Origin of the sequence: Vagococcus vulneris (assembly GCF_003950515.1) — a bacterium.
Taxonomy (GTDB): Bacteria; Bacillota; Bacilli; order Lactobacillales; family Vagococcaceae; genus Vagococcus; species Vagococcus vulneris.
This window is the reverse complement of sequence record NZ_NGJS01000003.1, coordinates 143,152-157,676: the sequence shown is the minus strand read 5'-3', so window position 1 is coordinate 157,676 and position 14,525 is coordinate 143,152. Positions and strand designations below refer to the sequence as shown.

Below are 14,525 nucleotides of genomic sequence, written 5' to 3'. Positions count from 1 at the left end.
AGTAATAAAAAAATTCCTAACTTAGCTTGACTAAGACTAGGAACCAAATGATTCATTTAACACATCTTCTTCTAAAAATTGCAACTCAATTGAGTTAGTCAACACATCCGCATAGCTATATGATACACGTTCAAATGCGTTCTCATCTTGATCTAAATCAACTACAAAAACTGAAGGATACGTTTCTGCTAAAATCCCACTACGTTCGCTTTGTTTCTTACGGCCTGCTTGAGCAATTAGCGTAATCCGACTTCCAATCCGATTTTCTAAATGGCTCTTTATATTCATTATATTTGTCGCCAAAAAACTCACCTCTCCGTCATAGCTAATTATAACATATATTTTCAAAAAACACAAATTTTACCATATTAAACTATACTATTCAACCTATATAAGCTATTTTTAATGTTAATTTTTTATTTAATTGAAGAAAGGCACTTTATTTAATGTAGCTATCAATCGCACGGCTTTATCTTACAGATTATTTTCCTTCAATAACTCTTTGAATTTTTTTTTAGAACGACTAAATGCATTGCGGGTTACCGATAAATCTACGGCTAATTTTATAGCAATTTCATCTAAATCCAAACCAGATAAATACAAAAGAAACACTTGATATTCCAATTCAGATAATTTTTCCCAAATTGTCAAAATATTTTCTCTGATATAAATATAATTTTCCCAGTTGGCAATATCAGAACCCCTTGCAGCCTGTAAATCATCCAAAACATTTACTTTTCCTTTACTACCACCGATATCATCAATAGAATCTATGAATTTATTGCTAAGTCTTTTTTTAGCTTCTTGTCGTCTTAGCAGACTGATAAAATGTCGCTCTAACATAATTTTATAATATAAGCCAAAAGTAACCGGTTTTTTACAATCATAACCTAAAATTGCTTGATAACAAACAAAACGTGATTCTTGAGAATAATCATCCAGATCAAAATTCTGTAGAATAAATTTATGTTTAATATTATAGACAAGCGGTTCATACATTAAGAATACGTTTTCAAAATGTTCGTCGTTTCCTTCTTGTATTTCATTGATAAATAATTTTAATTTCTTATTTTTCATTAAACAACTCCTATTGTGTCTTTCTTCACATGTATGATATCATTAAACAAAAAAACAGAAAAGAGAACGAAAGTTCTTTTAACTGTTTTTATTATTTATGAATATCATCAAAATATTTTTTCAAATCAGATAACTGTTCTGCTGACCATGGTGAATTTCGTCTAAAATCTGAAAAATGATAATTTGCCGTGTCGTTCTTGATACTAGCTTCAGATTCTTCAATATTTTTGTATAATTCACGTGCAGACACTCTTAGTGCACCGCGAGAAAAAATTACCCATTGCTCCGCCAAATCACTAGTTGCTACGCGAACATGTGTTAATGGATTAATTTTTAAACCCGCTTCACGTTCAATATAAGTATCCGCGGTTTCATCTTCTTTTGTAAATATGACTGTCAAGCCATATTTGTCATATGATTGCTGAATTCCCGGCACAAGCTGTGCATCAAAAACAACAATAATGTCTATCCCTTGATATTTTGCATAATTAGACAAAGTAAACAAAAGCAAGTCGCGCGCATCTTCTAACCGATCCTGTTTTTTTAACTTCTGTAATTCAGGCCACGCTCCAATCATGTTATATCCATCAACAAAAAGAACTTGGCGTTTCAGACCGTTTTTGTGTGCCATATCAAATTCGCTTTCTTAAAACTTCGTACATCAGCAAACTAGCAGCAACACTAGCGTTCAAACTTTGAACATGTCCAACTATTGGGATAGTGACCATTTCATCTACTTCTTTTGTTAAAGCTTGGCTCATGCCCTTCCCTTCATTGCCGATAACAAGTGCGATATCACCAGACACATTCCATTGACGATAATCAGTTCCTTTCATGTCTGTACCAAAAACCCAAATATTTTGTTTTTTCATTTTTTTTACGGTTTGAACCAAATTAGTCACGCGGGCTACTGGCACATGCTCAACAGCTCCAGTAGACGTTTTAACTACAACTGGTGTAATACCTACCGCACGATGTTTCGGTATAATAATCCCATCAACACCTGTCGCATCAGCTGTTCGCATGATTGAACCTAGATTATGCGGATCCATAATACTGTCTAAAATTAAAAATAAACGATTGTTTTTATTCACAGTTTTCGCTAATAATTCATCCAATTCAAGATACTCATAGGGTGTAATTTTTAAAACAATCCCTTGGTGGTTTTCTTTATTGGTCATGTCATCAAGTTTAACTTTTTTTACCCATTTAATGGCAACCGCATGAGAAGCGGCTAATGTTTTTAACTCCTCTGCTCGATCACTCTTCAAATCTTCTTGTAAAAATAATTTATTACCGCGTTTTGCATTTAGTGCTTCAGTAACTGCATGCCTGCCAAAGACCACATCATCTAAATCAGCATTTTCTTCTTGAGAAGCAACACTCCTTCTTTTTTTGCAGTTAGGTCGTTCTTTAATTTGTCTTTTGATTTCTTTCTTATTATGTGTCATTTTTCTCTCCTACCTTTTGAATAGCTGTCTTTACAAATTCATCCAAACGTTCTTTTTGTCCAGTCAAATGTAAAAACCCGACCAATGCTTCGAAACCTGTAGATGACCGATAAATGAAGACCGATGTATTCTTTGCACTTGTATGACTCTTAGCATTACGACCACGTTTATACACTTTTATTTCTTCTTCCGTTAAAAAGTCATCAGCCATCATATTCTCAATAATAAAATGCTGTGCTTTTGCTGAGACATAGTTTGTTGCTAATCGATGCAATTGATTTGGTCGTGTCTGACCTGTTCGAATTAAAAAATCACGAATATAAACTTCATATACCGCGTCGCCAATGTATGCTAACGTTAGACCGCTTAACAACGTATAGTCTTTTTCTTCACTCATTAATTTCTGCTCCATCTCGTTCCTTGAGGTGTATCTTTCAATAGAATACCTCGTTCTAATAAAATATCTCGGATTTCATCACTTTTTCTAAAATCACGTTTTTTTCTAGCTTTAGTCCGTTCTTCAATCAATACCTCAATATCGTGCTCCAGCAATTCCGGCTCAACAATCAATTCAATACCAAATATTCCCATCCATTCTACTAACATAGTTTGTGCAGTAGCAGTAACAGGTAACGACACTTTAGGCTGCTCTAAATAAGTATTTAACCATTTTACTAGAGCATACACAACCGTAATACCATTTGCTGTATTAAAATCATCATCCATTCCTTTAATAAAATCTGCTTGTAACGCCTCCAATACTTCAATATCATCAGCATCGGACAAAATGTACTCCTCAGCTGAATCCAAACGAAAACTAGCTTTCTCGTAAGCATTTTTTATTTTATTAAGGTTTATCTCTGCCTCTTCTAAAACCGTTTTATTAAACGGCATTGGTCGACGATAATGTGTGGAAGCTAATGCAAAACGAATCACTTCAGGTGATACTTGCTGCATCAAATCGTGTGCAGTTACAAAATTTCCTAGTGATTTACTCATTTTTTCGCCAGAATCCCCAACAGTTAAATAAGCATTATGCATCCAGTAGTTAGCAAATGCCTGACCTGTTTTGGCCTCGCTTTGTGCAATTTCATTTTCATGATGCGGAAACTCTAAATCTTGACCACCACCGTGAATGTCGATTGTATTGCCTAAATGTTTGGTTGCCATTACTGAACATTCAATATGCCAACCCGGTCTGCCTTCACCCCAAGGAGATGGCCAAGAAACTTCACCGGTTTTTGCATTTTTCCACAATGCAAAATCAAGCGGATCTTCTTTTTGTGCTTGCTCAGCTCCTGTTCTCTGGCTCGCACCTACCTCAAGTTCATCAATACTCTTATTACTTAGGTGCCCATAATTTTTAAACTTACGCGCGCGATAATAAACATCACCATTTGATTCGTATGCATAGCCTTTATCAATTAAATCCGTTACAAATAAAATGATATCCTCAATATGGTCAATCACACGGGGATGAAAACATGCTGGCTTAACATTAAGCCTTCCAGTATCTTCTTTAAACGCTTCAATATATTTATCAGCAAGTTCTTTCGTTGAAATACCTTCTTCTTTAGCTGTACGTATGATTTTATCATCAACATCAGTAAAGTTAGAAATATAGTCTACTTCATATCCACGATATTCTAGATACCGACGCACCGTATCAAAAGAGATACTACTTCGTGCGTTTCCAATATGAATATAATTATAAACAGTCGGACCGCAAACGTACATTTTTACCTTATTAGGTTCAATCGTTTTAAACTCTTCTTTTTTTCGCGTCAGTGTATTATAAATTAACATAATTTGTTTTTTTCTCCCCTTTATCTTTATTCTGTACAATTCTAGCAGGAACACCAACAGCTGTCGCATAATCTGGAACATCCTTTAAAACAACAGCAGCTGCACCAATTTTTGCCTCTACACCGATAGTGATTGGTCCTAAAATCTGTGCATGTGCGGAAATAAACGCACCACGTTTGACTGTCGGATGTCTTTTGCCTGTATGAGTACCCGTGCCGCCTAACGTCACACCATGAAATAATGTTACATCGTCTTCTATTATAGCTGTCTCGCCTATGACCACTCCCATACCATGATCAATAAAAATACGCCGGCCTAATACTGCACCAGGATGAATCTCAATTCCTGTAATAAAGCGCCATAATTGGGAATGACACCTAGCAAAAAAGTAACGTTTCTTCTTATAAAAATAATGAGACAACCGATGTGCAGCTACAGCATGCAAGCCCGGATATGTCAAAAATACTTCAGCGTTTGTTTTCGCCGCTGGATCTTTATCCCGTATAGCTTGAATATCTTCCCTAATTCCCATAGAAATGCCCCCTTATTTTAATCGATAGAAAAAGAGCGCCTTTTAGTCAATTGATTAAAAGACGCTCAAACGTGGTTCCACTTTTATTTATAGAGTCTGCTAAAACCCTACCTTTAGCATAGTATAACGGCTATCTTCCCGTTTTTGACTACATATCGTCAAAAAGACTCCGAAATGCACACGATCAATATTTGTTCTGCTTGCACCAACCGCAGACTCTCTTATATCAAATTAAAAGATCGCTCTTTTCATCAATGTCGCTTATTTAGTTGATTGTTCAATATGATTTAATACTTTATCTTTACCTAACAGCATAATTGTTTCTGCTAATTCCGGTCCGTGCATCTGACCGCTGACTGCCACTCGAATCGGCATAAATAGATTTTTACCTTTAACATCAGTTTCTTTTTGAACTGCTTTAATACCAGCTTTAATAGTCGGCACATCCAGAACTTCCATTTCAGCCAATTGACGCTTGAAAGCATTTAGTACAGCTGGTACAGTTTCACCTGCTAATACTTCTTTTGCTTCATCAGATAGTTCCAATGTATCATTAAAAAATAATTTTGACAACTCAACAATCTCAGCGATATAGCTCATTTGTGGTTGGTATAAGCTGACTAACTCTTCGATCCATTCACGTTTTTCAGCAGATGGATCAGCTTCGACTAGTCCAGCTTTCACTAAATACGGTGTTGCCAAGTCTGCAATAACTTGACGATCAAGTTTTTTCACATATTGATTGCTGACCCATTCTAATTTTTTATTATCAAATGACGCTGGTGATTTACTTAAACGATCAGCATCAAATATTTTAATCAATTCTTCTTGGCTAAAAATTTCTTCCTCTCCAACTGGTGACCAGCCAAGTAATGAAATAAAATTAAACATTGCCTCAGGAAGATAGCCTAATTCACGATATTGTTCGATAAACTGTAAAATTGTTTCATCACGTTTACTTAGTTTCTTACCCGTTTCTGTATTAATAATCAATGTCATATGGCCAAATCTAGGTGGAGTCCAACCAAATGCTTCATAAACCATTAATTGTTTTGGTGTGTTCGCAATGTGATCATCCCCACGAAGAACATGAGTAATGTCCATCAAGTGGTCATCAACAGCTACTGCAAAGTTGTATGTCGGCATACCATCACGTTTTAAAATAACGAAGTCGCCGCCGACGCTATCTGATTCAAAAGTAATATTACCTTTCACCATATCATCAAAAGTATACTCTTTATTTTTTGGTACACGGAAGCGAACAACCGGAGTAATCCCTTCTGCTTCTTTAGCAGCTTGTTGCTCTGGTGTTAAATTAGCACACTTGCCATTATAACGTGGAACTTCACCACGTGCTTTTTGAGCTTCGCGTTCTGCTTCCAATTCTTCTTCTGTACAATAACATTTATAAGCTAAGTTGCTAGCTAATAGCTGATCGATTAATGGCAAGTAAATATCTGCTCTTTCAGATTGACGATAAGGTCCGTAATTACCGGGATTATCTGGACATTCATCCCAATCGATATTTAACCATGTTAAATTTTCTAGCTGACTTTTTTCTCCATCAGCAATATTTCGTTTTGAATCAGTATCTTCAATACGAATGATAAAGTCGCCGCCATGATGTCTTGCAAATAAATAATTAAATAATGCTGTTCTAGCATTACCTATATGCAGATGTCCTGTTGGACTTGGAGCGTATCTTACACGTACTTTTTTTGTCATTAAAATTACCTTCCTTATCAACGTTTTTACTTATATAATCACACTTAAATTTTACCCTCATTCTTAGTATTAGTAAAGGTTATCACTTAATTTATTCATTTATACTTGTTTGTGAATGTGACGGTTTAGCAAAAATCATTCGTCCAGCTGCAGTCTGCAATGCACTCGTGACAACTACATTAATTTTCTTATTCATAAAATGTTTGCCGTCTTCGACAACCACCATCGTTCCATCATCCAAATAAGCAACTCCTTGTTGCCGTTCCGTCCCATCTTTCATAACAACAACATCCATTGTCTCACCAGGAATAACGACGGGTTTAACTGCATTTGCGAGCGCATTAATGTTCAAGACTGGGACATTTTGAAACTCACAAACCTTGTTTAAGTTAAAATCATTTGTGACCACAATACCATCTAATAATTTTGCTAGTTTAATCAATTTGCTGTCTACTTCCTGTATATCCTCAAAATCCCCCTCATACATTTCAACTGAGATACCTTCTTCTTTTTGTAACGAATTTAAAATATCCAACCCTCTGCGCCCTCTGACACGCTTCATACTATCACCAGAGTCAGCAATATATTGTAGCTCATATAAAACAAAGTTTGGGATTAATAATACTCCCTCCAAAAATCCTGTTTTAGCAACATCATAAATACGACCATCAATGATTACACTGGTATCTAGTATTTTGTACTTTCTAAAGTGATCATCAGCCCGTCTTTCTAGAATTTCGCTGGTTTCTTCCTTCTTTGTATTATTACGAGTAGTTACCATTTTCTTTAATTCTTCAACCTTTGTCTTCGCAGTTCCCACTTTATACCCCAAATAACCCAATACTAACATCACCAGTGCTGGTAATATAGTATTTAAGTAAGCGATTTTGATTGAATATAGGGGAACTGAAATTAAAGCACCTAGAATCAGACCGACAATAATACTCAAGCTACTTAAAATCAAATCAGGCAGACTTTTATCATTGATTAATTTTTCTAAATGTTTAATTGATTTAGTAAAGCGGTCGTATGACAATACTGCAAGAATAATAAAAATAATAGCACCAAACGTACCGTTCACAATTTTACTCGTTAGTATTGTTGAATGATTAAATCCTAAAATTTTCCATAATTTAGTTAGTACAGAACTACCAATACCAAAACCAATAACGGCTAAAAGTGTTGTATAAACTTTCTTCATCAAATTTTCTTCCCTCCTCTAATTAAATACTTTTCTTAATACTTCAGATACGGTTTCAACACCGACCACGTCAATATCAGTAGGTACTCGCCATCCGTGGAGACTGTTTTTCGGCACATATATTTTTTTGAATCCAAGCTTTTGTGCTTCTCCAACACGCTGTTCAATCCGATTAACTCGTCTGATTTCACCAGTTAACCCGATTTCACCTACAAAACATTCATATGGAGATGTCCCACGATCTTTATAACTAGACGCAATAGCCATTGCAATAGCTAAATCAATAGCTGGTTCATCTAATTTTACTCCACCAACAGCTTTCAAATAAGCATCTTGGTTTTGTAGCATTAATCCTGCGCGTTTTTCCAGCACCGCCATAATTAACGATACACGATTATAGTCTAAACCTGTAGCTGTTCGCTTAGCATTGCCAAAAACAGACGGCGTTATCAACGCCTGAACTTCTGCCAAAATCGGTCTGGTTCCTTCCATTGAACAAACAATTGCTGAACCTGTCGCACCGTCGATTCGTTCCTCTAAAAAGGCTTCCGATGGATTAGTGACTTCAACTAATCCCTGCTCACGCATCTCAAAAATACCGATTTCATTTGTAGAGCCAAAACGATTTTTAACTGCTCGTAAAATACGATAAGTATGGTGGCGGTCACCTTCAAAATACAATACAGTATCAACCATATGTTCCAACATCCTCGGTCCAGCCAGTGATCCTTCCTTCGTTACATGACCAACGATAAAAATAGCAATTTGGTTGGTCTTGGCAATCTGCATCAATTCAGCAGTTGTTTCACGTACCTGACTGACACTCCCAGCTACACTATCAATATCCGGATGAACCATGGTTTGGATAGAATCGATAATAACGTAATCCGGACGAATATCATCAATTGTCTGCTTCACAGAACTCATATCCGTTTCAGAATAAACATAAAAATCATTACCACCATCATCTAATCGCTCAGCACGCATCTTAATTTGTTGCGCACTTTCTTCACCAGACACATATAGTACATCGCCTTCCAATTTACTCAACTGCTGAGATACCTGTAATAGCAAGGTTGATTTCCCAATACCAGGATCCCCGCCAATCAAGACTAGTGAGCCCGGTACAACTCCGCCACCAAGCACACGATTTAATTCACCTAGGTCTGTTTCAACTCTGGCTTCACGTGTGCGAACAACTTTATTTAATTTTTCAGCTTTATTTTTTTTTCCTGTTAAACTGACACGACTATGCCGTGTCGGTTTATCATCGGATACTTCTTCCACTAGAGAATTCCACTCACCGCAATTCGGACAACGCCCCAAATATTTAGGTGAGATATACCCGCAGTTCTGACACACAAATTCTGCTCGCTTTTTCTTTGCCATTTACTAACCTCCTAGATAATTAAATTTTAGCATATCTACATAAAAACACCCGTACATTTGTTATAAAATATCTGAAATTGTTTATTTTCCCGATGAACCAAACCCACCAGTACGACTAGTCGTTGTTTCATCATTATCTGCTTTCAAGAAAGGCAAAAAGATTCCTTGACCAATTCGCTCACCTTTTTTTATTTCAATATCTTTTAAACCAAAATTCAAAAATTGAAACATGATATGCCCCTCATTTGCTTCATTATCATAATAATCACTGTCAATAACACCGACACCATTTGCTAATAACAAAAAATTCTTTAAAGGATTACTTGAACGATTGCATAACTGCAGAAATTCGTTTTCCTCCATATACGCTTTAACACCGGTTCCTACAAGTACAGGTTTTACTTGTTTCTTATGATCTGGAGTTTCAGCAAATTTATCATTAGATAGTATACATTTTAATGCTGATGCAATACCTGATTTCCAAATACTTGGAATAATCACTGTCTCCGCCGCCTCAAAATCATAACCTGCTGCATGAATTGTCGCGCGTTTTGGTAAATTAATATTTTCAAATGTCGTCACTTTTTCAAACCCTCTTATTTTCCCCATAAATACTTCATCCTCTTCTTTTGTTAATACTTTATTATAACAAATAAAAAAGAGTAAGTCTGTTAATAACGAGCGGTTTTCAGTACATTATCCTGATATACAGCTGTTATTCGACTTACTCTAATCAAATCAAATAATTAAATCAAAAGTCTTAATCGTCCTCTTCATCAAAATCACTTACTTGAACTTGTTTTAATCGTCCAACATGTTTTTGCTTACCAAGTACTAACGGTACATGTTCAACAATGACATCGCTATACTCTAAACCAAACCAGCGCGCAGGATCAAATGCGATCTTCTTAATTGCTAATTTCATCTGCATAACCATCGTATCTAAAGTATTCAATGACGTCACACGTGTCAACTCTTCATGAATTAAAACAAATGCGAAATCGCCGACATCTCTGCCTGGTGTGATAGTATACTTCTGCGGTTGTCTTGGAATTATTCCTTCTTCCATTAATTCATTCACAATTTGACGTAGGTACACATTAACTTCTTGATTCATTCTAAAACCTAGGCGCAGTTGAACATTAACGATATAGTCTGTACCCATCGTATCAATATAGTACTCTTGCGTGTACGGTTCGTCTGTAACAAATACATTAACAAACCAATATACTTCAGCCCGTTTTGGTCGCTTATCTAAAATCGAGTACATTAACTCTCCGGCGACTTGATGTCCTTTTATTTTAGACGTTAAAAAGACTAAATTTGTTTGTATTTTGGGAATCGTCATATCATGACGCAATTCATCAAGTTGGTCGATATATTCACATAATGACACACGTTTCGAGCTCTTCTCTTGAATAACACTACCACGATGCCAAATCAACATAATTCCTAAAATAATCAAAGCAATAATTACAGCGACATAACCACCGTGTAAAAATTTAGTAGCACTTGAAATAAAGAAGATAACTTCAATCCCTGCAAAGAAAATAAAAATTATAAAAGAGATAATCTTCGGTGTCTTCCGTTGTACTAAATAAAAAAATAGCAAAATAGTTGTCATCAACATCGTCACGGTAATAGCTAAACCATAAGCTGCTTCCATGTGAGCAGAAGTCCTGAATGTGACTACAATTGCCATACAACCGATTAACAGCAGTGTGTTAACTGCTGGAATATATAATTGACCTTTTTGATCAGTCGGATACACTATGTTTAACCTGGGCAACAGACGTAGCTTAATTGCTTCGGAAACCAATGTATACGATCCTGAGATTAGAGACTGCGAGGCGATCACCGCTGCGACTGTTGCAAATAAGACACCCACTATAGCAAAAGATTGTGGCATCATTCGGAAAAAAGGATTCAGCATAGAGATGCTTTGGTAATACGGATCATTTTTCACATGTAGAATCCATGCAGCTTGTCCGAAATAATTAAGTGTTAAACACACTTTAATGTAAGGCCAACTCAAACGGATATTAGCACGACCAGCATGTCCTAAATCTGAATATAAGGCTTCAGCACCAGTAGTTGCCAAAAATACACTGCCTAAAATAAAAATACCCATTTTATTTTCACTAGACAGTAACAGTTCAAACGCATAGTAAGGATTTAACGCACGAATAACCGTAATATCTTTAAAAAAATTATATAAGCCCATTGCACCTAAAAAAGTAAACCAACCTAACATCAATGGTCCAAATGCTGTTCCGACCTTTTGGGTACCAAAACGCTGTATAGAAAATAAAATCAAAATGATAATCAATGTGATAATAATAATAATGTGTTGATTTTCCCCAAACGTGTCATAAAAAACAGGAATCCCACGCAGTCCTTCGATAGCTGTCGTAATTGTTACAGCTGGAGTTAAGACACCATCAGCCAATAAAGTTGCACCGCCAATCATTGCAGGAAATACCAACCACGGGCTCATCTTTTTCACTAATGTAAAGAGTGAAAAAATTCCACCTTCACCATCATTATCCGCGCTAAGTGCAATCATAACGTACTTTACCGTTGTTAATAAAGTTAATGTCCAAAAAACCAGTGATACTGCACCCAAGACAAAATCTTCAGATATTTGCCCCAAACCGCCATTACCGTCTATAATTGCTTTCATAACATATAAAGGACTTGTTCCTATGTCCCCATATACAACACCCATAGCAATCAGAGCCCCACCAACTGTAAACTTATCAAGTCTTTGCTTTTGAGCTGCTCGACTCACATTAAACACTCCTTACCCTACTTAATAAACACCCTTTTATTTATACAGAATCCATCTAATTTCCAATTTAGACAAATGTCATTATACTCTTTAATAGCAATAATACTAGACTTTTCATTCAATTCTTAATTTGTGTAAATAATCAGTTATTTAATTGTTATAAATTAACTAAAAGTTATCTAAAAAACTTATAACGCTGAAATCTACCAAAAATTTTCACTCATTAATATTTAATCTTTTTTTAATTTTTGCTATAATGAATCTCACTACACAAAAAGAAAGGATGTTATCTAGATGGTTTATAACTTTTCAGCCGGCCCCGCCATGCTGCCAAAACCAGTTTTATTACGTGCACAACAAGAATTAGGAGACTATCAGAACTCCGGAATGTCAGTTATGGAAATGAGTCACCGCTCCTCCATCTATGATAATATCCATCATCAAACAAAAAAACTGCTAAAAGAACTAATGATGATTCCCGATGATTATGAGATTTTATTTTTGCAAGGCGGTGCTAGTCTGCAATTCACAATGGTTCCACTCAATTTAAGACAAACAGGAAAAGTCGGCTATATCGATACCGGTGTTTGGAGTAAAAAAGCCATCACTGAAGCAAAAAAACTTGGTAATTACGTAAACATTTTGGCAAGCAGCCAAGACAAAAGCTACCAAGAAATTCCACCTATACCAGAAAATTTCCCAGATGATTTAGATTATATTCATGTGACAACAAACAATACGATAGAAGGAACTGCTTATACAAAAATCCCGAAAACAGGAAAAATTCCCTTAGTTGCCGATATGTCTTCGAACATTCTATCAAATGACTATCACGTGAGCGACTTTGATTTAATCTATGCTGGTGCCCAAAAAAACATTGGGCCTGCTGGTGTAACACTGGTCGTCATAAAAAAAGAATTACTAAATAGATGTTCTGAATCAGTTCCTTCGATGATGCAATATGCCATTCATGCAAAAAATGACTCTCTGTATAATACCCCGCCGACTTACGGAATTTACATGATGTCCTTAGTACTGGAATGGCTAAAAGATTTTGGCGGACAATCAGCTATGCTGACATACAACCAGAAAAAAGCAGCTTTGCTCTATGACTACTTAGATCAATCGCCGATGTTTTCTTCACCCGTCAAACCGTCAAGCCGTTCATTAACTAATATTCCCTTCGTCTCAACTAATGCAGATAATGATAAAAAATTTATCGCATACGCTGAAAAACAAGGACTTATTAACCTGAAAGGGCATCGTTCCGTTGGCGGTATGCGTGCCAGCCTTTATAATGCAATGCCACTTGAAGGTGTTCAAGCATTAATTCAAGCACTAGATACCTTTGAAAAGGAGTATAACAACCAATGACATATACTGTAAAAACATACAACCAAATTGCACCAGAAGGGTTAAATTTTCTTAAACAAGCCGGATACATAGTTGAGGATAGCGATCATCCGGATGCCATACTTTTGAGAAGCCATTCGCTGCATCAACAAAAATTGACCGATTCTGTCTTAGCAATTGGACGCGCCGGTGCAGGAACGAATAATATTCCAATTGATACATGTACCAGTCAAGGAATTGCGGTCTTTAATACTCCAGGTGCTAATGCCAATGCAGTAAAAGAATTAGTATTAGCAAACCTATTATTGGCTGTCCGTCCGATCTTAAAAGGAACTGAATGGATAAACCACTTAGATTCTCATGCTATATCGTCAGAAGTGGAAATAAATAAAAAACAATTTGCCGGTACTGAACTTGAAGGCAAGACTCTAGGCGTTATTGGTTTAGGCGCTATTGGTTCTCGTGTAGCAAATGATGCCTATCAAATCGGTATGAATGTACTCGGATACGATCCCCATGTTTCCATTGATACTGCTTGGAAGATGTCCCGTCGAGTTCAGCGTGTACTTGATCTCCAAGATATCTTTTCAGAAGCCGATTTTATTACCATACACATTCCACTTTTACCAGAGACTAAACATTTTATCGGAAAAAAAGAATTGTCCAAAATGAAGCCCAATACAGTATTACTCAACTTTTCACGTGGAGAACTAGTTGACAATCCAGCTGTTTTAAAGGCAGCTGCAAACGGCGGTATCGCAAAATACATTACCGATTTTCCAGTTGAAGAACTGTTGCATCAACCAAATATTACGCTCTTACCGCATTTAGGAGCTTCCACTGAGGAGGCTGAAATTAATTGTGCCAAATCCGCGGCGCGTACACTGCAATATTATTTAGAAACTGGTAATATTCGTCATTCGGTTAATTTGCCTACTGTTGATATGACTTTTAACAGCCCTTACCGAATCAGCGTACTTCATCAAAATATCCCTAATATGATCGGAGCTATTTCTCAATTAGTTGCACAAAAAAATATAAATATCCATAATTTAACAAATCGAAGTCGTGGCGAGGTTGCCTATACTCTTGTTGACTTAGACGAAACGGCTCTTGATATGGCACAAAGTATTGTTTCAGATATTCAGCAGAATTCTGCAGTTATACGCACACGACTTATTACCAACACTAAAATATAGG

The 14,525-nt window shown here is 36.2% G+C and carries 14 protein-coding genes and 1 other annotated feature; of the genes, 2 read left to right on the top strand and 12 right to left on the bottom strand.

Translation table 11 applies throughout. The features are described from left to right. Positions 1 to 36: 36 nt before the first annotated feature. The 12 genes from CBF37_RS03815 to CBF37_RS03760 all read right to left on the bottom strand — a co-directional run bounded on the left by CBF37_RS03815 (position 37) and on the right by CBF37_RS03760 (position 11,909). Positions 37 to 288, bottom strand: a complete 252-nt coding sequence (locus CBF37_RS03815) for a Veg family protein (RefSeq protein ID WP_206168032.1) — start codon at positions 286 to 288, stop codon at positions 37 to 39. A 186-nt stretch (positions 289 to 474) separates the two neighbouring features. After that, positions 475 to 1,077 carry a hypothetical protein gene (locus CBF37_RS03810; protein ID WP_125983388.1) on the bottom strand — a complete coding sequence of 201 codons (603 nt, stop codon included), beginning with the start codon at positions 1,075 to 1,077 and terminating at the stop codon, positions 475 to 477. A gap of 91 nt (positions 1,078 to 1,168) precedes the next feature. Then, the gene (locus CBF37_RS03805; RefSeq protein WP_125983416.1) at positions 1,169 to 1,690 is read right to left on the bottom strand and encodes an NYN domain-containing protein; all 522 of its coding nucleotides are present in this window, start codon (positions 1,688 to 1,690) and stop codon (positions 1,169 to 1,171) included. 19 nt (positions 1,691 to 1,709) lie between these two features. Continuing rightward, positions 1,710 to 2,528, bottom strand: a complete 819-nt coding sequence (gene rlmB, locus CBF37_RS03800; RefSeq protein ID WP_125983387.1) for a 23S rRNA (guanosine(2251)-2'-O)-methyltransferase RlmB — start codon at positions 2,526 to 2,528, stop codon at positions 1,710 to 1,712. Beyond that, positions 2,518 to 2,925 carry a Mini-ribonuclease 3 gene (locus CBF37_RS03795; RefSeq protein WP_240626657.1) on the bottom strand — a complete coding sequence of 136 codons (408 nt, stop codon included), beginning with the start codon at positions 2,923 to 2,925 and terminating at the stop codon, positions 2,518 to 2,520. The genes rlmB and CBF37_RS03795 overlap by 11 nt, the downstream gene beginning before the upstream one ends. Continuing rightward, the gene (gene cysS / locus CBF37_RS03790) at positions 2,925 to 4,337 is read right to left on the bottom strand and encodes a cysteine--tRNA ligase (RefSeq protein WP_125983415.1); all 1,413 of its coding nucleotides are present in this window, start codon (positions 4,335 to 4,337) and stop codon (positions 2,925 to 2,927) included. Before cysS ends, CBF37_RS03795 begins: the two co-directional genes overlap by 1 nt. Next, the gene (epsC, locus tag CBF37_RS03785; protein WP_125983385.1) at positions 4,321 to 4,866 is read right to left on the bottom strand and encodes a serine O-acetyltransferase EpsC; all 546 of its coding nucleotides are present in this window, start codon (positions 4,864 to 4,866) and stop codon (positions 4,321 to 4,323) included. Before epsC ends, cysS begins: the two co-directional genes overlap by 17 nt. 54 nt (positions 4,867 to 4,920) lie before the next feature. After that, positions 4,921 to 5,130, bottom strand: a binding site (T-box leader). Beyond that, the gene (gene gltX, locus CBF37_RS03780) at positions 5,128 to 6,591 is read right to left on the bottom strand and encodes a glutamate--tRNA ligase (protein WP_125983384.1); all 1,464 of its coding nucleotides are present in this window, start codon (positions 6,589 to 6,591) and stop codon (positions 5,128 to 5,130) included. It overlaps the preceding feature by 3 nt. Positions 6,592 to 6,682: 91 nt before the next feature. After that, positions 6,683 to 7,795, bottom strand: a complete 1,113-nt coding sequence (locus CBF37_RS03775) for a PIN/TRAM domain-containing protein (RefSeq protein ID WP_125983383.1) — start codon at positions 7,793 to 7,795, stop codon at positions 6,683 to 6,685. Positions 7,796 to 7,810: 15 nt separating this feature from the next. Further along, on the bottom strand, positions 7,811 to 9,181 hold the full coding sequence (gene radA / locus CBF37_RS03770; RefSeq protein ID WP_125983382.1) for a DNA repair protein RadA: 1,371 nt from the start codon (positions 9,179 to 9,181) through the stop codon (positions 7,811 to 7,813). 81 nt (positions 9,182 to 9,262) lie between these two features. Further along, positions 9,263 to 9,790, bottom strand: coding sequence for a dCTP deaminase/dUTPase family protein (locus CBF37_RS03765; protein ID WP_125983381.1), 528 nt, complete (start codon positions 9,788 to 9,790; stop codon positions 9,263 to 9,265). A 151-nt stretch (positions 9,791 to 9,941) separates the two neighbouring features. Further along, the gene (locus CBF37_RS03760; RefSeq protein WP_125983414.1) at positions 9,942 to 11,909 is read right to left on the bottom strand and encodes a KUP/HAK/KT family potassium transporter; all 1,968 of its coding nucleotides are present in this window, start codon (positions 11,907 to 11,909) and stop codon (positions 9,942 to 9,944) included. 357 nt (positions 11,910 to 12,266) lie between these two features. Here CBF37_RS03760 and serC point away from each other — a divergent pair, with 357 nt between their 5' ends. After that, positions 12,267 to 13,346 carry a 3-phosphoserine/phosphohydroxythreonine transaminase gene (gene serC / locus CBF37_RS03755; protein ID WP_165866627.1) on the top strand — a complete coding sequence of 360 codons (1,080 nt, stop codon included), beginning with the start codon at positions 12,267 to 12,269 and terminating at the stop codon, positions 13,344 to 13,346. Next, positions 13,343 to 14,524, top strand: a complete 1,182-nt coding sequence (locus tag CBF37_RS03750) for a 3-phosphoglycerate dehydrogenase family protein (protein ID WP_125983380.1) — start codon at positions 13,343 to 13,345, stop codon at positions 14,522 to 14,524. Before serC ends, CBF37_RS03750 begins: the two co-directional genes overlap by 4 nt. The last annotated feature ends 1 nt before the right edge of the window (position 14,525 follow it).

Coding starts and splice junctions, on each gene's coding strand:
- gltX (WP_125983384.1), bottom strand. CDS start 6,591: ATGACAAAAAAAGTACGTGTAAGATACGCTCCAAGTCCAACAGGACAT.
- rlmB (WP_125983387.1), bottom strand. CDS start 2,528: ATGACACATAATAAGAAAGAAATCAAAAGACAAATTAAAGAACGACCT.
- CBF37_RS03750 (WP_125983380.1), top strand. CDS start 13,343: ATGACATATACTGTAAAAACATACAACCAAATTGCACCAGAAGGGTTA.
- radA (WP_125983382.1), bottom strand. CDS start 9,181: ATGGCAAAGAAAAAGCGAGCAGAATTTGTGTGTCAGAACTGCGGGTAT.
- CBF37_RS03815 (WP_206168032.1), bottom strand. CDS start 288: ATGAATATAAAGAGCCATTTAGAAAATCGGATTGGAAGTCGGATTACG.
- CBF37_RS03765 (WP_125983381.1), bottom strand. CDS start 9,790: ATGGGGAAAATAAGAGGGTTTGAAAAAGTGACGACATTTGAAAATATT.
- CBF37_RS03810 (WP_125983388.1), bottom strand. CDS start 1,077: ATGAAAAATAAGAAATTAAAATTATTTATCAATGAAATACAAGAAGGA.
- CBF37_RS03760 (WP_125983414.1), bottom strand. CDS start 11,909: ATGGGTGTTGTATATGGGGACATAGGAACAAGTCCTTTATATGTTATG.
- CBF37_RS03795 (WP_240626657.1), bottom strand. CDS start 2,925: ATGAGTGAAGAAAAAGACTATACGTTGTTAAGCGGTCTAACGTTAGCA.
- serC (WP_165866627.1), top strand. CDS start 12,267: ATGGTTTATAACTTTTCAGCCGGCCCCGCCATGCTGCCAAAACCAGTT.
- epsC (WP_125983385.1), bottom strand. CDS start 4,866: ATGGGAATTAGGGAAGATATTCAAGCTATACGGGATAAAGATCCAGCG.